General features: G+C 41.0%; 26 protein-coding genes and 1 pseudogene. 25 read left to right on the top strand and 2 right to left on the bottom strand.

All coding sequences use genetic code 11. The annotated features are described in order from the left end of the window. The first annotated feature begins 113 nt into the window (after window positions 1-113). The 13 genes from AC4E8A_RS11405 to AC4E8A_RS11345 all read left to right on the top strand — a co-directional run bounded on the left by AC4E8A_RS11405 (window position 114) and on the right by AC4E8A_RS11345 (window position 10,981). Window positions 114-671, top strand: coding sequence for a sigma-70 family RNA polymerase sigma factor (locus AC4E8A_RS11405; protein WP_490198641.1), 558 nt, complete (start codon window positions 114-116; stop codon window positions 669-671). Next, a complete protein-coding gene (locus tag AC4E8A_RS11400) occupies window positions 643-1,350 on the top strand; it encodes a hypothetical protein (RefSeq protein WP_490198640.1) in 708 nt (235 codons plus the stop codon). Before AC4E8A_RS11405 ends, AC4E8A_RS11400 begins: the two co-directional genes overlap by 29 nt. A 12-nt stretch (window positions 1,351-1,362) precedes the next feature. Beyond that, entirely contained in the window at window positions 1,363-2,289 is a 927-nt protein-coding gene (locus AC4E8A_RS11395; RefSeq protein WP_490198639.1) for an ABC transporter permease subunit, read from the top strand. Continuing rightward, complete coding sequence (locus AC4E8A_RS11390; protein WP_490198638.1) at window positions 2,286-3,293, top strand: ABC transporter permease subunit; 1,008 nt, start codon at window positions 2,286-2,288, stop codon at window positions 3,291-3,293. The genes AC4E8A_RS11395 and AC4E8A_RS11390 overlap by 4 nt, the downstream gene beginning before the upstream one ends. Before the next feature lie 9 nt (window positions 3,294-3,302). Further along, a complete protein-coding gene (locus AC4E8A_RS11385) occupies window positions 3,303-3,782 on the top strand; it encodes a hypothetical protein (protein ID WP_490198637.1) in 480 nt (159 codons plus the stop codon). A gap of 135 nt (window positions 3,783-3,917) precedes the next feature. Next, a complete protein-coding gene (locus AC4E8A_RS11380; protein ID WP_490198636.1) occupies window positions 3,918-6,071 on the top strand; it encodes a penicillin-binding protein in 2,154 nt (717 codons plus the stop codon). A gap of 354 nt (window positions 6,072-6,425) precedes the next feature. Further along, window positions 6,426-6,761, top strand: coding sequence for a GNAT family N-acetyltransferase (locus AC4E8A_RS11375; protein ID WP_490198634.1), 336 nt, complete (start codon window positions 6,426-6,428; stop codon window positions 6,759-6,761). Between the two features lie 32 nt (window positions 6,762-6,793). Continuing rightward, window positions 6,794-7,216 carry a GNAT family N-acetyltransferase gene (locus tag AC4E8A_RS11370; RefSeq protein WP_490198632.1) on the top strand — a complete coding sequence of 141 codons (423 nt, stop codon included), beginning with the start codon at window positions 6,794-6,796 and terminating at the stop codon, window positions 7,214-7,216. 18 nt (window positions 7,217-7,234) lie between these two features. Then, window positions 7,235-7,864, top strand: coding sequence for a DUF3108 domain-containing protein (locus AC4E8A_RS11365; protein ID WP_490198631.1), 630 nt, complete (start codon window positions 7,235-7,237; stop codon window positions 7,862-7,864). 22 nt (window positions 7,865-7,886) lie between these two features. Then, the gene (locus tag AC4E8A_RS11360) at window positions 7,887-8,372 is read left to right on the top strand and encodes a hypothetical protein (RefSeq protein ID WP_490198630.1); all 486 of its coding nucleotides are present in this window, start codon (window positions 7,887-7,889) and stop codon (window positions 8,370-8,372) included. A gap of 460 nt (window positions 8,373-8,832) precedes the next feature. Beyond that, on the top strand, window positions 8,833-9,843 hold the full coding sequence (locus tag AC4E8A_RS11355) for a TolB family protein (protein ID WP_490198629.1): 1,011 nt from the start codon (window positions 8,833-8,835) through the stop codon (window positions 9,841-9,843). Further along, window positions 9,813-10,046, top strand: a complete 234-nt coding sequence (locus AC4E8A_RS11350; RefSeq protein ID WP_490198628.1) for a hypothetical protein — start codon at window positions 9,813-9,815, stop codon at window positions 10,044-10,046. The genes AC4E8A_RS11355 and AC4E8A_RS11350 overlap by 31 nt, the downstream gene beginning before the upstream one ends. Before the next feature lie 44 nt (window positions 10,047-10,090). Continuing rightward, complete coding sequence (locus AC4E8A_RS11345; RefSeq protein WP_490198627.1) at window positions 10,091-10,981, top strand: GNAT family N-acetyltransferase; 891 nt, start codon at window positions 10,091-10,093, stop codon at window positions 10,979-10,981. 10 nt (window positions 10,982-10,991) lie between these two features. Here AC4E8A_RS11345 and AC4E8A_RS11340 read toward each other — a convergent pair whose 3' ends face one another. After that, the gene (locus AC4E8A_RS11340) at window positions 10,992-11,195 is read right to left on the bottom strand and encodes a hypothetical protein (protein WP_490198625.1); all 204 of its coding nucleotides are present in this window, start codon (window positions 11,193-11,195) and stop codon (window positions 10,992-10,994) included. A 638-nt stretch (window positions 11,196-11,833) separates the two neighbouring features. Here AC4E8A_RS11340 and AC4E8A_RS11335 point away from each other — a divergent pair. Beyond that, window positions 11,834-12,355 (top strand): SRPBCC domain-containing protein, encoded by a 522-nt coding sequence (locus AC4E8A_RS11335; protein WP_490198624.1) that lies wholly within the window; start codon window positions 11,834-11,836, stop codon window positions 12,353-12,355. A 207-nt stretch (window positions 12,356-12,562) separates the two neighbouring features. Next, the gene (locus AC4E8A_RS11330; RefSeq protein WP_490198623.1) at window positions 12,563-12,790 is read left to right on the top strand and encodes a hypothetical protein; all 228 of its coding nucleotides are present in this window, start codon (window positions 12,563-12,565) and stop codon (window positions 12,788-12,790) included. Window positions 12,791-12,993: 203 nt separating this feature from the next. On the opposite strand, the gene AC4E8A_RS11325 is transcribed toward AC4E8A_RS11330, so the two are convergent. Next, window positions 12,994-13,155, bottom strand: a complete 162-nt coding sequence (locus AC4E8A_RS11325) for a hypothetical protein (protein WP_490198622.1) — start codon at window positions 13,153-13,155, stop codon at window positions 12,994-12,996. A 133-nt stretch (window positions 13,156-13,288) separates the two neighbouring features. On the opposite strand from AC4E8A_RS11325, the gene AC4E8A_RS11320 reads away from it, so the two are divergent. From AC4E8A_RS11320 to AC4E8A_RS11275, 10 genes and pseudogenes are all read left to right on the top strand, one after another. Then, on the top strand, window positions 13,289-14,851 hold the full coding sequence (locus AC4E8A_RS11320) for a histidine kinase N-terminal 7TM domain-containing diguanylate cyclase (protein ID WP_490198620.1): 1,563 nt from the start codon (window positions 13,289-13,291) through the stop codon (window positions 14,849-14,851). A gap of 754 nt (window positions 14,852-15,605) precedes the next feature. Continuing rightward, window positions 15,606-15,994: pseudogene (locus AC4E8A_RS11315) on the top strand (hypothetical protein). A gap of 381 nt (window positions 15,995-16,375) precedes the next feature. Continuing rightward, window positions 16,376-17,254: an aminoglycoside phosphotransferase family protein gene (locus AC4E8A_RS11310; protein WP_490198619.1), complete on the top strand. Its 879-nt coding sequence runs from the start codon at window positions 16,376-16,378 to the stop codon at window positions 17,252-17,254. Window positions 17,255-17,359: 105 nt separating this feature from the next. After that, a complete protein-coding gene (locus tag AC4E8A_RS11305) occupies window positions 17,360-18,016 on the top strand; it encodes a zinc dependent phospholipase C family protein (RefSeq protein WP_490198617.1) in 657 nt (218 codons plus the stop codon). Window positions 18,017-18,205: 189 nt separating this feature from the next. After that, a complete protein-coding gene (locus tag AC4E8A_RS11300) occupies window positions 18,206-19,618 on the top strand; it encodes a bifunctional metallophosphatase/5'-nucleotidase (RefSeq protein WP_490198615.1) in 1,413 nt (470 codons plus the stop codon). Between the two features lie 80 nt (window positions 19,619-19,698). Further along, window positions 19,699-20,727: a serine hydrolase domain-containing protein gene (locus AC4E8A_RS11295; RefSeq protein ID WP_490198613.1), complete on the top strand. Its 1,029-nt coding sequence runs from the start codon at window positions 19,699-19,701 to the stop codon at window positions 20,725-20,727. A gap of 172 nt (window positions 20,728-20,899) precedes the next feature. Then, window positions 20,900-22,111, top strand: a complete 1,212-nt coding sequence (locus AC4E8A_RS11290) for an MFS transporter (RefSeq protein ID WP_490198612.1) — start codon at window positions 20,900-20,902, stop codon at window positions 22,109-22,111. A 118-nt stretch (window positions 22,112-22,229) separates the two neighbouring features. Next, window positions 22,230-22,598 carry a hypothetical protein gene (locus AC4E8A_RS11285; RefSeq protein WP_490198610.1) on the top strand — a complete coding sequence of 123 codons (369 nt, stop codon included), beginning with the start codon at window positions 22,230-22,232 and terminating at the stop codon, window positions 22,596-22,598. 28 nt (window positions 22,599-22,626) lie between these two features. Beyond that, entirely contained in the window at window positions 22,627-22,953 is a 327-nt protein-coding gene (locus tag AC4E8A_RS11280) for a DUF3221 domain-containing protein (protein ID WP_490198609.1), read from the top strand. Window positions 22,954-23,248: 295 nt separating this feature from the next. Then, window positions 23,249-23,467, top strand: a complete 219-nt coding sequence (locus AC4E8A_RS11275) for a hypothetical protein (RefSeq protein WP_490198607.1) — start codon at window positions 23,249-23,251, stop codon at window positions 23,465-23,467. Window positions 23,468-23,558: the final 91 nt, after the last annotated feature.

Raw genomic sequence — 23,558 nt, 5'->3', positions numbered from 1 at the left:
TTATTTCCAAAAACTGCAATAATCAGTAATAGATTGAAAGTTTTCTAAAAAGATAAACAATCAAATTTTTTGAGTCGTCTAATAGATAGAAAGACTTGGGAGAGGGGGATTGGATGAAAGAGTGCTTTTCAACACAAGAGGAATTCCTGGAGTACATATATGAGCAGTTTAGCGATGACATCTACCGGTTGAATTTTACTTATGTGAAAAATAAAGAAATTGCTGAAGATTTAGTTCAAGAAGTCTTTATAAAATGCTACCGGCATTTTGACCAATTCAATGGAACTTCCAGCTTAAAGACCTGGATCTTCAGAATCGCCATTAATCAATGCAAAGATTACAGGAAGAGTGCTTATGCCAAGTACGTGCTATTAAGCAGCAAGATATCCGAGCTCGCCTTGGGGAAGAATGAATCGCCTGAAGAGATTGTTTTTGGTACATACGGAAACACGGATTTGACAGAGAAAATCATGAAGCTGCCTCTGAAATATCGAGAAGTCTTGTTCCTGCATTACTTTCATCATTTAAAAATACGGGAAATGGCCATCTCGCTTGGTGTAAAAGATAACACGATCAAATCCAGAATGAAGAAAGCGAAGGAACTCTTAAAAAAGATTTATTCTGAGGAAGGAGGCATGGCGTATGGAGAGGGAACTAAGACAACTGGATAAGGAGTCCTATTTAAATGAAATGACCATCAATCCTTCGAGGAAGGAAGAAATGTTGAAGAATATAAAAAAAACAAAGAAGTCACCCTTCAATTTCCATAAAAAGATAACACCTCGGCTTATGGGGATGGCAGCCTGTCTCATCTTTGCCGTATTTGCTGCCGGCTTTTTTCAGGATTCACCTCTTTTCCAATCTTCAAGTCATCTATCGGAAAGCGAAAAGCAGACTTTGAAGATCATCCATTTCAATAAGCAGTATCAGAGTCTTATCGGCCTCCCGAATAAAGCGATCATAAGGGGACGCAGTACACTTCCAGAAGGAACGGTTCTATCTGTGAAGGTGTACGCATCTAAACCATTCGATAACCCCATTGAAGAACAAGAAGCGGTAACGGATGCTGAGGGAAATTATTCGGTTCTTCTAAATAGGAAAATCCGGGAGAAAGACTATTATCTGACCTTGGAATTATTTCCGCATCAGCAAAACCAAGAAGTTAAGGATGTGATAGGGGACGACGGTGTAAACCTTAAATACAGCAAGCGGATTGATGGACAGGTGGAATACTACCATGGTGATAAACCATATACCGGTATCCGGATGTATGGAAAGATCCATGCGAATGATGAATGGACTGATGGCCAGAAAACCTGGCTCGATGACGATTTAGAAAATGTAGAATAGGAGTCGAAAGAAATGAACAAGGGTGCCGAACTCTCAAGCTTTCCCAAAAGAGGCCGCATTTTCACTGTGCTTCTCCTTATGGGCAGGATGTTGGCAGAAATAGCCATGACCATTCTGTTTATAGCGTTTATCATTGTTTTTGCCCAAACGTATTTTCTACTATTCACTCCTCAATGGTTTTCCGTCTTCACCAATAGATTGAACAATTTATTCTTTCTGCTGCTTCATTTTGAAGACATAAGGGTGCGGATATCCGACTATAAAAACCAGGCGTTAATGGAAGTGATAGTCGAACCATACGGGTATACGGCTGTATTAATTTTTTGTGTATTGCTTCTATCCACTGTGGCAGGGGTCTTCTTGGTCTTTTGTATTTCCTTATTACCTCCAAAATGCCGGAGCCTTGTTCATAAGATCCTCTTTTTTATTGAATCGATTCCGGATGTAGTGTTGATTTTTTCCATTCAGCTTGGAATCATCTGGATTTTCAAAAAATCTGCTGTCCTCTTGCTCAACCCGATAGGCGGACCGGAAGATGTCTATCTACTGCCGATTCTCGTTACATCCATTCTTCCATTCGTGATCCTGTTCCAGATGACGGCCATGGCAATGGAAGAAGAGAGGGATAAAGCGTATGTTGAATTTTCATATTCAAAAGGTTTGTCTAAGGGAGAAGTACTGGTCTTTCATATATTCAGAAACGTCTGTGTGACAGTCTTCTCAAAGATTCAATTTCTATTATGGTTCATCATTTCCAATCTCCTTATCATTGAATACCTGTTCAACATGAATGGATTATTCCGTTTCATTTACAGGAATATCCATTCATCCGAGGTTCTTGTGGTAAGCCTGTCGATGATTTTCCTGCCTGTATACCTGCTGGATTATGTTGGCAAATCGGTGGCGAACAGGCTATCAGGCGAAAGAGGTCTCCTATGAATATTATAAAAAGCAGAAAATTTTTAGCTGGATTCACTTTCGTGGTGCTTCTTCTCTTTCTAAGTATCTTGTATTCCGTCTATCTGGATACAATTCTCCCAAGGCCGCCGGAAATGATGTATGGCGAGAATCATACACTATCGGACGTGCCGCCGTATCCTCCGGGTTTTCCATTCATTTTCGGTGTCGACCGCTATGGAGGGGATGTATTCTGGATGGTGGTCGACGGTGCCAAATATACAGTGGTGATAGCGATTTCTGCAGCGATTTTAAGAATCCTTCTCAGTGTCTTAGGGAGTATCGTTTATATCCTTTACCTGGGCAATCTCACCTTTATCATTGAATCCTTCATACGGTCCATCCGGTTCATTCCGGCAGTAATGTTGGCCATGATTTTTTTCATATCCGTGAACCTGCCGGACGTATCTGCGGCTCGATTGCTAATTCAGCAGCTGTTTATTCTAGTTTTCATCGGTGTTGGACCTCTTATAGGATTTCTGGGTGCCGAAATACGAGTTTTTCTGGACAATGATTTTGTTTCCTGCTCAAAAACCTTAGGAGCAAGTAAATGGTGGCTGATTAAATGGCATATTCTGAAGCACCTTCAGCCGCGGGTATTTGTGTTATTTACGCAGCAGGTCGTCCAGACACTATTATTGTTAGTGCACCTAGGTGTGTTTCAAATCCTGATCGGAAAAATAAAAGAAGTCACCAAATTTGATGGACTTCATTCAGCAGAGAAAGTCACTATGTCGCTTTCCAATGAATGGTCAGGTTTAATCGGTTTATCTTACCACGAATTGATGCTTGATAAGTGGATCATCATCGGACCGTGCATCGGATTTACATTGACGATATACGCCTTCCGCTTAATGGGGAAAGGGTTGGAAGAGGCGTTGGGGGATGCCGCAAATGCAGAGAAGAAAGTGAACAAATCGCTACAAACAAATGAAGCACCAGTCGTGGCAAAACAACCTTTTGAATTACTATATAAAGAAAAATAGGGGGAAAACATGAAGAACTTATTAGTGATCTGTTGGGCACTATTTATCGGATTAATAGCCGGCTGCAGCACCCCGGAAAAAGAGGTCGAACTTGAGGGGAGCATTAAGACCGTGGGGAAAAATATCATCATTTATGGAACAAGTTCACTTGAAAAGGATTCAGTCATCACTGCGCAGCTGAAGGATATAGAATCACAACAAATTGAAAAAGAAACAGAAGTGAAAACGGACAAAGACGGTAACTTTGAGGTCAAATTCGCGAGGGACCATCTTGAAACACACTATGAACTCAGTGTCGCTTTCAACCCTTCACAACAAAACGATGATAGTAAAAAGATATATGGTGATAAGGGAGAAAATTTGGCTGAATCCTCGAAAGGTTTCGATGAAGAATACCAGGGCATTAAGATGTACGACCGAATCCTCTCAATCGGAGATGGATCGGTTGGACAAAGAACCACTTTGGCAGTTCAATTGCCCGAGTATTAATCGTTTGGATTGCAAATTAGAAAAATATAGTACAAAACCAATCATATGTTCCACTAAATTTCTCACCTTATAGAATTAATTTCCTGAAAGTAGTAGACTAATAGTATAGGAAACTACTAGTAAAGGATGAGTATTATGAACGGGAAAAGAAAGGAAATAAGAATTGGTGCACTCGTTTTGTTCCTGGCTTTTTCAGCGGTTTTTCTCATTTTATTTTCCCGGTTTACTTACATAGCCGTCTCAGGGGAAGTGGAAGGAGTCAACTTAGCGGCCCAGGCATCGGAAAAATATTTGAAGAATAAGATCCTGGAGGCAGACAGAGGAACTATTTTTGACAAAAACGGGGAAATCCTTGCAGAAGATTCATCAACCTTCAAGTTGATTGCGATTCTATCAGATACTGTCACGACAGATCCCGAATCACCTCAGCATGTGGTGGACAAGCAAAGAACCGCTTCGGTCCTTTCACAATACATAGATATGGACCAAGGGGAGATTCTTGATCGATTAAACCAAAAGGGCCCGTTTCAGGTTGAGTTTGGTACAGCTGGCAGAAATATCTCACCTGTCACGAAAGAAAGCATAGAAAATGAGAAATTGCCGGGTATCCTTTTCGAAACAGTAGCAAAACGCACGTATCCAAATGGGAATTTTGCCACCCACTTGATCGGAATCTCCCAGCAAAAAGTTTCGGATGATGGAAAAGTCAAAAGTAATGGCATTTTGGGCATAGAAAAAAGTTATAATGATCTCCTCGAAGGAAAAGACGGGGAAGTCGATTTTGAAAGTGACAAATGGGGATATCTGCTTCCTGATTCGGATACCCATGTGAAAGAACCAAAGAACGGTAGTGATATCTACCTGACGATTGATGAAAAAATCCAATCTTTTGTGGAAGAAGCCTTGAACCATGTGACAGACGTTTATCACCCTGTTAAGGCCTTCGCGATTGTTTCAGACCCGAAAACAGGGAAAATTCTTGCGGTGTCACAAAGACCGTCGTTCAATCGCAATGTAACCGAAGGGGTCGAGAGCAGCTGGACGAACTTCACCATGCAGACCGCCTATGAACCGGGTTCGACGATGAAGACCTTCTCTCTTGCGTCAGCAGTGGATGCGGGCGTTTTCAATCCGAACGCCACGTACAACTCCGGTGAATTTTACGTAAAAGGAAATCCGCTTCCAATCAAAGACTGGAATGCAGGGTCCGGATGGGGCACCATAACGTATCTTCAGGGGGTACAGCGTTCTTCCAACGTTGCTTTCGCCGAGCTGCTTGATCAAATCGGGCAGGATAGGTACCACGATTATCTGGATGCTTTCGGATTCGGGAAGAAGATCGGCTTAGAATTGGAGAACGAATCAAGCGGCCGGATTCTTTATGACTATCCAATCGAACGATATACCACGATATTCGGACAGGGAACGACGGTCACAGCCATGCAGATGATCCAGGCTGCTTCCGCGGTTGCAAACGATGGCAAGATGATGAAACCGTATATGGTCGACAGGATTGTGGACGGCAGTAACGGAGAAGTCGTCAAACAATACGAACCCATTTCAAGCGGAAACCCAATCAGTAAGGAAGCCGCGCAAAAAACAAGGGAATATCTTGCCACAACGGTCACGTCCGAAATAGGTACCGGTAAACCTTTTGCCATTCCAGGTTACTCTGTGGCAGGGAAGTCCGGCACGGCCCAAATTCCGAACCATGATGGAGCGGGATATATGATCGGTCATGATAACTATCTCTTTTCATTCTTGGGAATGGCACCTGCAGAGGACCCCAAGCTGGTCGTTTATGTCGGTATCCAGCAGCCTGATTTAGGAGGCAAAATAGGCTCGATTCCTGTCGCGGAAGTTTTTAATCCCGTCATGCAAAACAGCTTGAAGTACTTGAATATCGATACGACTACTCCTGCTCAAAAGCTGAAGTCCGTAAAGATCCCCGACTTGAAAGGAGTTCCTGCCGCAGAAGCTGCAGCCACCCTGAAAGAAGCAGGATTGAATCCTGTAGTCATTGGTAATGGAGGAAAGGTCGCAGCTCAATCTACAGCAGATGTCCTGCTGGAAAAAGAAAGGGTACTCCTGCAGACAGATGGAGCGGTTACGGTTCCTGACATGAAAGGCTGGTCCTTAAGGGATGTCCAGAAGTTTGTTGCATTGAGTGCCATTTCCATAGAAATGAAAGGTGATGGCTATCTGACGAAGCAGAACCTCAAACCGGGTACAGTTATCCAGGGAGAGGAAACGTTGTCTGTCGAATTTGCACCATTCGGATCTGAATAATTGTTTGAAGAAGGCCTATCCTCACCTGGATTGGCCTTTTTATTTTAAAGGCTCTTTTCGTAAACTTTGTTGCTAGTTGATAATAATTTCGATAGATAGTGGAGTAATGAACCGGAAAAATCCCTGCTTAGCAAGAGAGAAAAGAGCTTCTCTCTCCGATTAGAGCGAAAAACTCAGTCAGGCTTTTGGGATTTTTCCCAAAGCAACATTATATACGAAAACAGCCATTTTAAAAGAAGGATTGAATAAATGAGAATATTTTGAAATAATTGTCATTACGGCGGAACTTAAGGGGCGGAAGTAATGATCCGGAAAATGAATGAAAAAAGAGATACCGAGAGATTAGTAGAATAGATGGCAGATTGGGATATAGCCGAAAAAACAGGGAACACGAAAGAAGCAATTAGAGGGTCTGAACATTTTTTGGTATATGAAGAAAATGGCGTAAAGGGGTTTTCTTTTGCCGACATATATGAGAATGACGGGGAGACGATTGCACAGGTCAGTTTATTTGTCGATCCGACGGCACGTCAAAAGGGAATCGGCTCTTCGTTATACAAAGAAATGGAAAAGGCACTTTTAAAAAATAAAGTAGATTTTGTGAGTGTGACGATGAGACCAGAGGAAGAAAACCCGATTCCCTTTGTGGAAAAAATGGCGTTCACAAAATGGTGGGGTCACCTGAATTAGTATATAGGGGAGGGCGGCTCCCAGAAGCGGAGTTGGATTTCGTATTATATGAGGACCGGTTTTTTGAGGGCTTTTTAAAAGTTGTACAAGATTCATTCTATGAGCTGCATGAAAAAAATGATTTAAAGCCCTATCTTGCTTCAGAAGACAGTGTAAAGAAGTACAAATTGAATCATAAAGAAAAGGTATATCTTGTTCTGGATGGCGACAGAATCATGGCCTCCGTCACCACGGGAAATGGGGAAGTGGATAACTTAATGGTTGCTCCAGAATACCAGGGGAAAAGGTATGGACGGAAAGCCCTTCAATTTGCCATGAACAAAATGCTGGAAGAAGGGTACGAAGTGATCCGCATTTGTTTTGTGGAAGGCAATGATGGAGCTGAAAAACTCTATAGATCACTGGGATTTCAGCCCCTGCACAATACCCAGGTCTATCGGAAATTTTTAAAGTGAACAGGGGAGTGAGTCGAATTGAAAACTTTAACCGGAGAAGGATTATATGAAACACAAGACAAAAAAGGAATTTTCATCATAGAAAACGGTTTGGAAAAAAGGGTTGGTTTTACGACTGAATCTATACGATTCATTCAATTAGCTGGGGGTGAAGCGATTGAAAGAACTCAAATCCTAATTTCGGGTGTTTTAGGGAATCGAAAAGGTGTCACGGTAGTTGAAAAAAATTCTTTTCAGCCGATATCATTCACTGATTATGTTGATGAAGAGATCCATGTGAAAGCTGAGTATAAGGATGGCACAGTAAACATAGTAAGTGAAGAAGGAGAAGTTTCCCGCTTTAATGCGAAAGATTGTTTCGACTCTTTTTCAGCTGAACTCATTTTGCGGGTGCTGCCTTTGGAGCAAGGGTACTCGATGACGTTTAATGCCTTTAATGCGATAAATGAAGCAGAAGTTGAAATAACCATCCAAGTAATCAAATCAGAAAAAATAAAAAGAGGCAACGATGAGGTTGTAAATGCATGGAAAGTGAAGACTTGTTTTGGGGAAACCGTTCAATATTATTGGATTGACACAATACATAAAGAATTGCTTAAACAATCTTCAGAAGTCGGTGATGGCGTAATATTGGAGTTCCGCCGGTGATGCTCCTGAGAGGATGGACAAAATGAAAGGAAAATCAAAGACACTGTTACTTATTTTTATATTTTTAACGTTGCTAACAGCATCCTGCTCGCAGGGAGAAGAAGATCCCGGTAACTTCTCAGGTATCATCAGTGAAGGCAAGCTATTTGGCTATCACTATATTGTAAATAAGGAAGGCGATGAACTAACATGGGAGGCGGGCTTCAAAGACAGTTCAATGCTTATTCGGGAAAACTCCGCCAACCAAGAAGAGTTGGATCATTACAGGATGGCGGTTGAGAACGGAGGGTCCCAACTGGTGAAACTCATTTTATCCGTATCCTACTTATTAATCTCAGCTGGAATTGTAACCTTTCTCTTTATTAAAAACAGACGGACATTGAAAGAAAGCGGTCCGTTCATCGCTGTATTTGCCGGGATTGCGCTATACATTGCAATTGGCGCTTCTGTCGACTTAAGCAATTCTCTGGAGGACGTTAAGTACTTTTATGCTTTGTTGAAGGTGTAACTTTTAATGTGGAGAAACCGTTGTTGTAGTACACCTATTGTCGGTTATTGGTGTAGACATCCGGTTATAGAAAGCCAAACCATTTATAATGGGAGATTAACGGATAAACACCTTGTTTTAGAGGGAGAATCGCTTTGAAATGGGGTGATTAATGGATAAACACCTGGTTATAGATCGAGAACCGTTTTGAAATAGGGTGATTAATGGATAAACACTTGGTTATAGATCGAAAACCGCTTTGAAATAGGGTGATTAACGGTTAAACACCTGGTTATAGATCGAGAACAGTTTTGAAATAGGGTGATTAGCTGATAAACGCCTGGTTATAGAGGGAGAACTGTTTTGTAATAGGGTGATTAACGGATAAACGCCTGGTAATAGATCGAGAATCGTTTTGAAATCAGGTGTTTAATGGATAAACATAGCGTTTAAGTCCATCCTTTTAATAGGAGGGATTTCCATGATCATTCGACGAATTGTACTTATCCTATCTTTATTTCTGCTAACACCGACTTTTGCTCATGCTGAGATTCCGTTCAAGGCCGCATTCGTCCGAGACCACCAACTCTGGTTAAAGCAAGGGGAGAACGAAACACAACTGACGAAGGGACAGTATGTGTATTCACCTAAATGGTCATATGACGGCCGGCTTATCGCCTATATCGATGGTGGCGATAAAGGGGGAAAATCACAATTATATATTTATGATACGAAAGAAAAAGAAAGTTATAAGCCTTATACTTCAGTGGAAACTACAAATTTTAAGTGGTCACCGCAAGCTAATGTTTTGGCCTACACATCAGGTGGTGTCCTAAATGTTACTAAATCGAAGGATGGCCGGCCGGAAGGGTTTGAAAATGTGGCACTGGGTGTCGATGACTTTGACTGGTTTCCGGATGGAAAATATTTTTTAGTTTCTTCTCAAGCCTCCTTGAAACCTGCCGGCTGGGGGCCGATCGATCTCTATAAAGTTTCAGTGGACGCGAATCTATCGCCTGAAAAAATCAACCCTTTTTATACAATTGAAACCAAGGAACCAGAGTTGTTTGCTATCTCAGCAGAAGATTTCAAATGGAGTGCGGACGGCAAGTGGATAGGTTTCCTCGCCATTCCGACGGCGTCCTGGTCGAATGACAGCAATACATTATGCGTATTGTCATCCAACGGAGATGATTTTCAAGTGATTGGAAAAATGCTTTGGTTCCAAGACTGGTTTCAATGGCACCATTTGAAAATCAACTTGTCTATATATCAGGAGAAGGGCGTTTCATGGTGGAGAATAAGAAAACAACGATTGCAGACATTCCGGCTGCCACTAAACAAAAAGAATACACACCAGCCGGTTTCGTGGACCTTGATGTGGAATGGTATTTATCGGACACTGTCGTCGTTGCCCGTGCAAAGGAAAATAAAGAGTGGACAGAGGGACCGGTCCCAACCATGTATACATCGCTTTATAGCATCAATCTAAAAAGCAGCCAGCAAACTCAGTTAACATTCCCTAGCCAAGATGAGCTGGACCTTGATCCCCAAGCCGTTGATACCCACTTGACCTGGTACCGAACGAAAATAGATGCCCTTCAAGGTGACATTTGGATGAAGGATGGATTGAAAGGAAAGGAACGCCTGTGGCTGAAGAGTGTCGATTCGGCTCCAGCACTTTACAACTATTGAAGCTGCAATCCTTTATAAATACATATTAAATGAGGAGGTAACCCATGGCCATTACATATAGAAAATATATCTGTCATGAAGATTATGATAAGATCAGCAGGTTTTTGATAAACAGCTGCAAAAATGGTGGAACCAGATTTGACGATAACTTGACGCTTTTTGAATTTCAGTCTGCATTATCATCTGGAATGGGAAACCCACCTAAAAGTGTAGATGAGGTGTTAAAGCACATCATTCTGTGGTTCGATGGAGGAACTCTGGTCGGACTCCTTGAGGAAGGAGCGTTTTGTTTTGCCCCCCACTATAGACATCTCTTTGAAAAAGCAGTCAAGATCGGAAAAGAAAGGGATCCGGGCTTAGAATGGGAAGTTTATGAAGAGGATGCAGACTATGAGAATGCCCTTCAGCGAAATGGATATCAGAAGACGGAAGAGTACTGGGTAAGAAGGGACATCGATTTAAAGGATAAGACATTTGACTACAATCTTCCCGAGGGTTTTTATACCGATACTGTTCCCCATGTAAAAAAGAAAGAGGAAGTCTATAAGGCTTATAAGCTCTGTTATGGAATCCAATTTAATGAGGTTATCCTGGATAATTTCTATGAAACTTCCACATACAGGAGAGAATTGGATATGGTCGCAATGGAGGCTAATCATCACGTGGCAGCCCTGTGCAGCGGAAGATATGATGAAGAGAATAAACTGGTCACCATTGAGGCTGTGTCATGCCTTCCCGATTTCCGCAAGAAGGGGATCAGCAAAGCCTTACTGAGGGAGCAGTTAATGGCTGCAAAAGCATTAGGCGCTGAAAAAGCCACAGTTTACACGGGGATGCCTGAAAAATTCCCTGCCCCCAATAATCTTTATGAATCAGCAGGATTTGCTATGGTGGGGAAACGTTATGTTTGGAAACCACAAAAATCCGATATGTAAGACTGAGCGTTCAAGAAATGCTTTGCATATGAATTACTTTTTCACTAACACAGGCTGCCAAAAATCCAAATATAATTGGAAGAAAAGAAATCTCTATGAAACTAGGACCTATATTAAACAGTAGAAATGGGATATCAGCCAAAGAACCCATAATAAATAAAACTGTCATTGTCATAAATCCACTAACCAAAGGGATCCAAGTGGTTTTTTTCATTGCCCGCCTCCGGAAAAAAATAGTTGAATTTCATTGTTGCTTCTCACCGTAAAGGTTCTTCTTGTTGTCCAAACGGCATTGTCATAAACGTCAATAACCATAAATTGAATCCAGCTGAAATTGTTAGTTAAAGAGAAACATGAAAAAAGACAAATCAGTACCAAATGAGAAAAGAAAGCATCGAGAAGTAATTCAGCCTATTCTTGACAGGTATCGGGTCTTTTGCAAGAAGGAGTTTGAAAGTCGACATCTTTCCTTCCAGGTCCATAGATTTTCACAGCTTTTACAGGCAGGCATGAGCGTCACTCCTTACACATCCTCTCTATTATTTTACAATTTGAAGAGTTAAGAGTCTATCAGATTGTTCAAAAAATGGAAAAATCAACAATCAGAATTGCCGGCCCACTTTAACAAAACTGAACATATTTAATAAGAAGGTATGGGAACAAAGGGAACCCTGAAGATTGTCATGAACCTGATCACGTTATAATTTAGTGAAAATTACAACATTTTTATTTACAGGTGCATTGAAGGTTGAGTATAGTATATATAGAATACTGATCAGGCTTTCTTCATACTATCCACCTGGAAGCATCTTCATCATTTAGTCTTTAAAAATGAATATCGGAGGAATGGTCATGATATCCAAAATGGTTACAAAGGTAGATGGTAACACACTGGTTTTGGAGCGCGAGTTTGCTGCCCCCAAGGACCTGGTATTTGATGCATTTTCGCAGCCGTTACATCTTACTCAATGGTGGGGACCAAGGGGGTGGGTTCTAACCAATTGTGATCTTGATTTCACAGTTGATGGAACCTGGCATTATTGCATGAAATGCACAGATAAAAACCAGGGGGATTTTTACGAATTTGAATCCTGGGGAAAAGGGGTCTATACAGAGATATCCAATGGCGAAAAGATTGCGTACATTGACTATTTCTCCAATGCAGATGGAATTGAATCTGATGAAATGCCTTCGACTAACGTCACTCTTTTGTTTGAGGAAAACGGAAGCAGCACCAAATTGATTAATCGTGCAGAATATGGATCGGAAGAAGCACTGAAAACAGTATTGGAAATGGGAATGGAACAAGGTATCACTGAGACGTGGGATCGGTTGGAAGAATATCTGACTTCATACCAGAATCAAGAAAGATAAAGCTGACAATTCAAAGCAGCTCCATAACGTGGAGTGAATTTTAAAAGCACAACCATGATAAATGACACAAAAAGCTTGAGGGAACTTTCACAGCCTCAAGCTTTTCTTCTTGAAGAATGATGTTGTTAAACTATAGTTCCCGTTGAACAACATCATTCTTTTAAAAATTAATGATAATGAATTTAGCCATAAATAGGAGGTACATAAATGAAAAATGTTAATGCTGCTCTTTGGGAAAAAGAACACAACGTGAGAGTTGCTAAATTCCATGAAAAAACCAACCATCTCCATAGTCAGCATAATAAAAGAGTCGCAGATTTTCATAGAAATCACACCTCTGCAATTGAAACTGGAAAAAATGGAAACGGCTTGATAGCACGATGGGAAAGGCTTGTCTATAACAAATGGAAAGCCTTAAAAAAGGCAGTCAAATAAATATTTTGAAAACTGTTCCTATGCGACAGTTTTTAAGTTGATTTTTTAACATGAATATAATCATTACAATGACATTATCAAGCTGCTCTTAGGGGTGCTATTTATAATGTTAAATCAGGACTATTTTCTGTATATTTCAGTGGTGCATCACTGAAAATCATTTGCTATTTACAGTGTGTCTCCACGAAAACGAACGGCGCATACTATATGAATGTCTTTTTTATTTCAAAGGCTATTTTCGCATATATTGTTGCTTCCGAAAAAATCCGAATAGCCGGATTTTTCTCCTGCATACTACGTTTTTCGCTCTGAACGAGGAGAGAAGCTCTTTTCTCTCTTGCTAAACAGGGGTTTTTCCGGTTCATTACTCAACTCCTTTACGGCATTATTACCAAAGAGCCATTTCGAAAGCGTTATTAAAGGTAAAAAAATGTAGTTATTTCCTTCAGTCCATTATATAATGAATTGAAAAAAATTCCTTCTATATGGGAGACCGATATGCCTGAAGAAATTGGTTTGTTTTTACTGTTGATCGGAATTGCCGGGTTGTTGAGCCTCGGGTTAAGTGTTTTTGCTTATTTAAAACTGAGGGAAGCTCCCGGAGGCAGGCAATACATGCTGGCCACCTTGCTATCTGCAGTCTTCGCCTTTACTTATATATTTGAACTTTTAAGCAGCAATTTGAACGAAGCGAGATTCTGGCTCGGTATTGAATACTTGGTGATGCCATTCATACCTGGATTCCTCTTATGGATGTGTTTGGAATTGGCCGGAAACAAACTAAGGCAGCGCCACCTTTACTTATTGTTCCTGCTTCCCATAATAACGGTGTTCATGCATCATACCAACGGCCTGCATCATCTCTATTATTCCTCTGTTGAATTGAGGACAGGTGTTCCCATTACGATTGTTGACTTGGAGTATGGCCCATTTTTCTATATTCATTCGCTTTATCTGTTCTTATGCTTGTCCATTAGCATAGCAACATTGTTTTTCCAATTGAGAAAACCCCAGCTTCGATTTAGAATGCAGATCATGATGATGATTTCAGGTTTATTTGTTCCTGTTGCCGCTAACTACCTTTACCTGAATGAACTAAGCCCCTATGGAATTGACCTTGGACCTGTTTCCATGAGTGCTTCCTTCGTTCTCCATGGCATTTCCCTATTTTCCTATCAAATGTTCAATGTCCTGCCGATTGCAAGGGAAAAGGTATTTGACAGTATGAGCGAAGGAGTGATCGTCCTTGATCATAAGGGTGCGATACTCGATTATAATCAAGCTATGAAGCCGATCATGCCGAAACTAAATCCGCTTATAGTAGGAAAGCCTATTCATGAAGCAATCCCGGTTGACAGCGGCCTTGGCGCGCTTATCTGCTCTGGAGCCGCATGTGACTTTGAAAGCAAGGCAGGTACTGTAACCAAAAACTATCAAATCCGCTTTTCTCCCGTCTTTCGGAAAGGCACCACTTTAATAGGGAAGATCATTACCTTCACTGATATCACAGAACGGGTTGCATTGCAGAAAAAGCTGAAAAAGCTGGCTTCCTACGACGGATTGACACAGGTGTACAACCGAACATATTTTCACGAGAAGGCAGAAGCGAATCTCGGAACAGGCGTCAGCTCTCTCATTCTATTTGATATCGACCATTTTAAAAAGGTGAATGATACATACGGGCATGAAATGGGGGACTACGTTCTCACCCAGATCGCAAAGACAGCGAAAAAACATTTGGAACCACATGATTATATTGGCCGGTATGGCGGTGAAGAGTTCATAGTCTTTTTACAAGACAGAGAAGAAATGGATGCGTACCTGCTTGCTGATGTTATCAGGAAAGAAGTCGCAGACAACCTGATCAGCAGTGACCATCATGTCATTCATGTGACATCCAGCTTTGGCGTTTCCTCTATTGAACATAGTTCTTCTTCAGCAAACCAGCGAATCAAAGAGGCTGTAGGCAGGGCAGATGAAGCATTATACGCCGCCAAAAGAGAAGGACGAAACCGGGTGAAGGCTTACAAAAGTACTTCCAAATCACTTCAAAGGGTATAAGACTCTAACTTTAATAAATGAAACCGTTGGGACGAGGTCTTGGCGGTTTTTTGTTGTTAAGGAGTATATGAAGGCTCTACTAGGTACTTAATAGAACCTTTAATAAGTGGTTGGACAGCTATATTTCCTTTCAGTTAAATGTTATCTTCCGTATTTGTCTCTTATTTGAACCCATCTCAATAATACCGAAAATCCCCACTAACAGTACCAAAGACTCATATAGCGTTCAGGAAAATTTTGAAAATGAAAAATCGCGATATAAAAGAACGATGAAAAAATTCCTGTTTTTGTCATATCCCCCTGTTCTGTATAGGAAGGGGACGAAAAGGGTGGTACTATATCTATAGAAATTGGAATTTAAAGGTTTTTTATTGGATTAATCTATAAGGGAGATGCCGATATGGGACTCTACAGTGAATTGAACAGCATTCAAAGCGTTATTCATTCCCGGTCGAGGGACATTCAAGAGAAGATATCCCGGTTAAGGGAAGAAAAATGGGACGTAGGGACAGGTAAACTGTCCCAATTGTAAGAGATCACTTTCCTTCCTAAGCTTAAATGTGAGCAACGACTTTGAATACGCTATATATGTTCTTAAATCTGTATCTGGTTCCATTACCTTCCTTTTATAACGTATCCCTTCTACAATTTTTTTTTTTAGGATCCTATTTCATGGTAGCCATAATAGGTTGCTTATTTTGACACCCAACCTCAACTTTAAAAATAGAAATATTCAGAAGGAAATTAATTACTTATGAAAAATAATACTTTTGCAATATTTAATGGAAAAGAATACTCTCCAGGAATTAAAGCCGACAGGCGTATTGTTTTGCGTTCCCACGACCCAAACGATGTATTAAATGGGCTTATTGAAAAGTCATTAAACAACCATAGATTCTTTGTTAAGTTATTAACAAAAATGAAATTCAAGAAATGTATCACAAAACCATTAAGGCGCATTATAAGGGGTATGTGTTTGAAGTTGTCAGCCAAAAAGATAAAATGATATCTATTGTTACAATGGTTGGTGATTATAAAACTTGGGAAAATATAGGGATGACTGTAATAGACAAAGGTATATATCAAAAGTGGGTTAAAAAGGACGAAGTGGTTGTAGATATTGAAAAAGAGAAGATTTTCTGACTAAAGTAGTGGGATGAGAGGGATTGAAGACAGGAAAACTATCCTCAATGAAAGGTCTATTCACTATAGCAATTTAATAGAAAGTTACCTTCTAAAGCAGTTGAAATCTAATTTAGATCATTCATTGCTTTTTTATGATTTCATTTCTCCACTCATGTAAGTTTCATTTTACTTAAACTTAGAATGGGATGCTGAAAGGTGGATTTGGAGAGCCTGGGTTTAGTAAGTTTTCTGTGGGAAATAGTATAATGACTATAAATAACTATTGATTTAAAACTCAAATGTACCTTTTAAAGTACAGGATAAAGTAGGAACCCTGATGTTGGCATAAGGGTACCATAATGTTTTAAGCAAGAAAGAATTATCGGAGGTACCAGGTTTATGAATTCCCAACAAATGATCGATATCGTATTGCAAACGAATCCCGAAATACATATAGATACCGTAACATCCTTCTCCAATGGCTGGGATAACGATATTTTACTTGTTAATGATGAAGTTGTCTTTCGGTTTCCGAAAACAAAAGAAACGGCATCAAAGGTGATCGACGAGGCAGCATTAATGAATCAGTTGATAGTTAAAAAACCCATACTGAAAGTGCCGGAATATGATATGGTGTTGCAGGATGGAAAATTTATCGGAGTTAAATATGATTACATAAAAGGAGAATCTGATCTTCATCCCTCTTTTCATCAGGATAATGCACGATTAATCGGCGACTTTCTCACCAAGCTGCACAGCATCGAACCTTCAGTGTTAAATGAAACGAACATCCGCCCAGTCCACACCAAGAAGTATTGGGAAGAATTAAATGACTCCGTTGAGGCTTTTATTTTCCCGCATATCTCATCCTCAGAAAAAACAGCCATTCAAAATCTGTTTAAAAACTTCTTTTCAGATTCATTGTTCACCACTCACCAAACGGTCCCCATCCATGGTGATTTGACCACATCAAATATCATATTTAATAAAAAAACCGGCCTGGTGAACGGGATCATTGATTTTACAGATGCACAACTGGGAGATCCGGCGTTCGACTTTGCCGGTCTTTACTGGGCTTTCGGACCTGATTTCACAAGGGAGGTCCTGTCCCATTATCAATCCGGGGAGAATGAGGCCATCTTTAATAGAGTGCAAGATTTTTATGGATTGCAGCCTGTTTTTCATGAACTGCTTTATGCGGTTAAAAATCAGCAAAGAGTGAACTGGAACACCGCTTTAAATGGTTTCATGGAGTTACTTCGAGAAGAATTGGCATGATAACTCAACAGGCAGCACAGCCACCACTATTTCGTCATAAAAAAAGGAATTTCATACCATCATTTAGAATTACTTTTAGATAAAGCAAAAAAGGGGAGAGAAATAGTGGCTACTTGGGTTACGCATTTTCGAATTACAGAAGAATTAATGAAAAGGGATCTGCCTGTTTCCAAGAATGGATTCCTCGTGGGAAATATCGGTCCTGATTGTGGATTGATTGGAGAAGATGGCATACCGGTGCCTCCAAAAGAGATCACTCATTCCTATGTCGACGGCAAAATGGATTCTGCTGCCTTTTATCAGAAACATCTCACGAGTGAAAATGAACTTTTGTCTGAAGAGTTCTCGTATTATTTAGGTTATTACATCCATTTGGTGACAGATGAAGAATGGCTTAAACTGCTGGCCAGAAAGAAAAAGGAAAAGGTCTATCAGGAAATCTTGGACAGTCCGGACTACGCACGTCTTGTTAAACGAGATTGGTATGGACTGGATTTTCTGTATTTGAAGAATCATAAGGAAAATATTTTCTGGACAGATTTTCAATATATCACTGATTTTCCTGAGTATCTGGATATCTTTCCTAAAGGACAGACCTTGACACAGATCAAAAACATTACAGAGTTTTACCAGACAAGTACGATCTCTGAAGACCATGAATTCGTCTATCTTACGGCTGTTGAGGTCGATGAATTTATTGAGAATACGGTAGAAGTCGTCCTGAATTTATTAAATGAACGATTTAACCTGCAGTCAGTTTGAGAAAAATGGCTGCTGTTAAAAGGGAAATAAGGGAAGTGGACCTAGTAAAGGGGGGGCGGATCCAAACCTCAAGTTTCATGGAGCGAGATCCGAATCCGATGCTGATTCGCACACAAATTCTCGAAAATAAGAAAAAGAGTCCAAATCTAACAATGATCCAAACTTACTATGCAAGAGGGGGAAATAGAGATGAATAAAAAACTCACCATTTTACATACGAACGATCTTCACGCAAGTTATGACCAGGCTTTAAGACAAGCAGCTTACATAAAAAAACGAGTCATGCAAATGAAAGCGAACGGGGAAAGCTTCCTCCTGGTGGATGGCGGAGATCACATGGACATGAGCATCAATGAATGTCTGGCGACTGAAGGCAGGATGCATCTCGATATGCTTGCTGAAACTGGGTACCACGCCATGTCCGTCGGCAATAATGAACTGTTGCGCTCAACACCTGAATTGATTAGGAAACTCAGCCTTCAATCCCGCGTGCCATGGTTGCTATCCAACCTTGTGGAAGGTGACGGGTCTTTAATCGGCGGGGTGAAGGAATCGCTCATTGTCACTGCAGCCAACGGTACAAGGATTGGACTTTTTGGTGCTACAGATCAATTCGAAGATCTCTATGAAAACAAACATGGTTTCAAAAACCTCGACACGTTGAATGTGGTAAAGAAAACTGCCGCACGTTTAAAAGAAGATGGGGCTGACCTGATCGTGTTTCTATCTCATCTTGGGTTTGGGGCAGATAAGGAGATGGCCAAGGAAATCAACGGCAGCGTTGATATCATCATTGGAGCGCACTCTCACACCGTCCTGGAAACTCCTGTAATAGAGTCCGGTATTCCGATCGTGCAGGCAGGCTCTCACGGAATTTATGTAGGCGAATTGTCCTTGAATCTCGAGGTCGACAGGGAGGGCCGCCACCTCATCGATACTTTTGAGGGCAAGTTAGTGGAGATCTCTGCTGACTCCGAACCGGATCCTGCCATGGACGCTATTTTGGAAGAAGGCAGGAAGGAAACCGACCAATTTCTTTCAGAGGTACTTTTCACAACCAGCGAGCCGCTTTCTCATGCAAATGTCATTCAACTGATGGCCGACAGCCTCCGGAACCGATGGAATACAGAAATCGGAATCATGTATGGCGGAGGAGCTGTTGGAGGGATAGAAGCAGGTGATGTGACAAAAGGATCTGTCCTGAATACCTGCAAGAGCATGCACTCCCCGGTGTTGATGGAACTTCAAGGAAAACACATTGCTAAGTTGATCGAGGATAGTTATACAGATGAGGTTACATCAAAGCCAGTCTACGGAAATGGATTCCGTCCGCATGGGATTCCGATTGGAACCTTAGCATTTTCCGGGGTGACATGGGAAACTAAGGAAGGCATCATAAGCGATATCAAAGTAAATGGGAAAGACCTAGAAGTAGAGAGACTTTATAAAATCGGAACCGGCTCGCCAATGCTGTATGAAGAAGTGTGCGGGTATAGTGCAGTCAAAGAAAATACATTCATTGACCTGGGCAAAAATGAGATGGTCAAGGATGTATTCCTAGGCTATTTGAAAAGCCTGCTGAATCGTTCGGTGCCAATTTAATAACTTTAAAGACTGAGAGCTTGATCAGAAAAATTGAGCTCTTTTTTAAAAATCTAACTAAAAAACAGCAGGTGAAGTGAATGGGTCAAACAACGACCAGTGAACCTTTCCATGATTTAACGGAATACAGTGAAGAGGCAAAAGAAAAGATGAAGGCATCCGGGGCGGCTCTGCTCATCATGATAGATGGCGAGATTGTACATGAATGGTATTCAGGCACTCACCACTTTGAACCGGGGGCTAGGGAAATTGATGTCCATTCCCAATTTAACGTGTACTCGGCCAGGGTTACCTATATCGGACTGGCAGCGGCGATTGCTATCTATGAGGGATGTTTGGACCTTGAAGACAGGATCAGCAGTTTTTTTCCCCAGTTGGATAAACAGGTCTTGGGAAATACGACAATTAGGCATCTCGTCACAAGAAGTACCGGGCTGAAGTTTAAAGGGAGCCGCGTCCAAAGGATAGTGGAAGCAGGAACCTCGATTGAAGGAAAGCGTCCAGATCTGCTGGCGGCCATCATTGTGCAAGCTACGGGAAAAACAGTCAATGAAATCATCTCCGAAAAAGTGTTTCATCCATTAGGCTTGTCCCATACTGAATGGGCCGCAGAGGGAAAAAGCACGTTTGTCTGTGATATCCATTCTCCTGGCACTTATCCATCAATTAGAATAGGTTCCACTCTCGGCGATGATCGAAACCTTTATGTAAATGCGAGAGAACTGGGGGTGTGGGGTAATCTGCATTTGCAAAAAGGTGTAGTGAATGGGAGGCTGGTACTCCCAAGAGAAGTGTTCAACCTTGCTGTGACTATTCAGAGCCCCCAAACTATAGACCGGACTCTGCCAAAGTTCGGCTTCTACTGGTGGATCAAAGATGGAATGGTTTCATACTCAGAGGATGAATTAGGAGGAGAAGTGCCTGAAGGAAGTTATCAAATACTTGGTGCGTCTGGATGTGCCTGCCTCGTGATTCCAAAATATAATGCTGTGGCTGTCAGGATGTACAACAGTTTACATAGTGATGGAAATGACGATTACCTTCATGATATCCGGACCTTTGGCAGCCTGGCTGTAAAGGGAATAAGGCCACTAATACACAAAGGTTGAAGGTTCAGAATTATTATGAAATAATTACCGTATTAAGAAAAGAAAGGTGAAACATGATGGTGCAAATAATCTATCTCAACCCGTTCGATCATTAGAGCACTGTTAAGGTGTGGAAGCCTCCTTAATTGATAAACAGCCGTATTGGTATTTATTCAATTGAAGGAGGAGCAGGATGAACAAACAATTAACCATTTTATTAATAGGAAGAATTTTAACTAATTTTGCTGATAGTTTTTATATGATCGCTACCATTTGGTACGTAAAATCCATGACCGATTCACCATTATTGGTTGGCTTAACAAGTGCGATAGCCATTCTTCCGGTGACAATCCAATTTTTATATGGACCGCTGATCGATCGGTTTTCTAAAAAAACGATTCTCTATGCGGCGATGTTTGGCCAGGGGCTGATGGTCAGTGTCATATCGATTCTATACTATGCCGACTTTCTCTGGCTTCCTTTGTTATACCTCATGATGTTCTTGGCTTTGTCATTATCAGAATGTTCATACCCAACTGAAAGTGCGCTGATTGAGCGGCTTGCCCCGCGGGAAAAGCTGACAAAAGTAAATTCGATTTTTTCATTTTCCTATCAGACTCTCGATATCATTTGTGATGCCGTTTCCGGGATACTGATTGCCTTTGCCGGCCTCGGAATCATTTATATCAGCAATAGTATTTTACTGATTATGATCGGATTGATGTTTCTTGTGTATCTGCAGGTACCAAAGTCAACCAAAGAAATGGAGAAATCAACTTTAGGCTTTTTCAAGCAATATAAGGAAGATTTCAAAGATGGATTTGGGGTAGTGAAATCCAGGCACCGGCTGTTAAGCATTATTTTTGGTTTCATGGGAATGAATCTGCTTGCGACAATGGGTCTGGCAATGCTTCCTGTCATCTCAGATACGTCTGTAGAGTACGGCTTCTGGCTGACTGCTATGTCGATTGGCACCCTGTCAGGAACGATTCTTTCAAGTAAGATCGAAAGGTTCCCGCTTAACCGTGTCCTGCCGATCGCTGCTCTCTGGTCCGGGATATTCTGGCAGCTGACGTTTTTCTTTAACGAAAGACAATTGGTACCCTATTTATTTTTTGCCCTTTCATGGGCGGGAATCGGCATTCTGAGTATCTTCATTCAAACCCTGATACAAGTGAACCTGCCGAGAGAACACGTGGGCATAGGTTTTGCATTCATTTCTTCACTGCTTGGTTCTCTAAGCCCTTTGGGTTACTTCCTTGGCGGTGTCATCGGGGAACAAACCTCGGGATTATTCTTATTAATGATTGCAGGAACCGGTTATATGTTTTTTACCGTTTATTTTTTAATGAACCCCAGATTGAATTCAATAAAGCAATCCTTAAGTGTAAGTTTTGAAGATTAAACAATGTCCAGGGCTTCCCGAATTTCTGGGAAGTCTTTTTAAGGTTGAGGGAAACTTTGAAACTTTTTAACTATAAATCTGTATTTACAGGTATAACAGATTCAGTGGGGGGTGAAGTATGGAATTGCAGTACAAGGCACCGCAGGATTACAAGCCGGAAGATAAAATCCAGGATCCTGCGAAAGCTGTTTTAAATATTTCAGGAATCTTTATATTTGGTGGATTGCTTTTACAAAGTATTACCATGCCGGTTTCAATGGACAGTCAATTTCAACTCTACAGGATTGAGGACCTGATTATGTCAGGAAAAGAATCCATAAATTATTTTCTTTTCTGTTTGGGCAGTGGTCTGATTTATTTCTTGCTGGTTCATCTGTATTTTCGCACTGGGAACAGAAAAAATGCCTTTTATTCCATCATCCTTTTGCTGGGATTGGCCAGAATCTATATGGTTTTCTACTTGACTCTTCATCCTGCGTCACACTGACTTCTGCAGCAAATTTAGAGGTGATTCCATGCGCAGACTCCTTTTTGAACTATTGCTATTGATAAGCCTGGCACTTTCTTTAACAGGCTGTTCAAACTCTGAAGAAGAAATGAATATGGGAATGACCGACTCGAAAATCCTCCAGGGAAAGGTCCTGAAAAAAGAAAGCAATGAATTATGGATAGAACCGGTAAGTGATTTAAAGAGATGGGGAGACATGGTAATAGTAGGATTCCCGAATGGCCAAATGACTGCTGATGCAGAAGAAGGGCAAATAGTCGACATATGGTACGACTACATAAAAGAATCCGACCCTCCCCAGACAAACGGCCTGAAGATTGAAGTAGTAGATTAAGAAGGTACATACTCACAAAGAAGTATTGGAGTTTTTATACATATGTTAAAAGACAGAATGAACAGAATGAGTAAAGGAAAGAACTATGTTCACAGCGTCATTGTTAATTAATTTTGCTTTACTAGTTACATTGATTATAAACCTCGCGAACTATCACCTAGTCAGCAGAGAATTGGATACGCTCACATCCAGATGTTATGAAAGCGGAGGCATGGTAAAGATGAATGTACAGGATTTAGCAGCAGGGAAATATGATTTTCAATGCATTATGAAGTAGATTTTAAGGAGGATCATTATGAAACCAGAACCACTGTATTTGATCAGTTTCTTTTCAGCCATCATCATCGTTATGACCGTTCATTCGATTATTAAGGTGCTGAACATCGCCTTAAAACGAAATGAACTATCCAAGAGGAAATACAGGATCTTGATTGCTTCATCCATTGGTATTGGTGTCGTTACAGCCTCCATTTTGCCATTTGGTTATCACAAACCATTTGAAATGATTATGTAATTGAGGATCGATTCATAAAAAGGACCGTTAATGTGTGCTGCATTCTTATGCTGCTTTCCGGTTCCACTGCCCTGATTTTCCCCGGGAGTAC

The organism is Bacillus sp. SRL337 (genome assembly GCF_984799155.1).
This window is presented reverse-complemented; position numbering and strand designations above follow the sequence as displayed.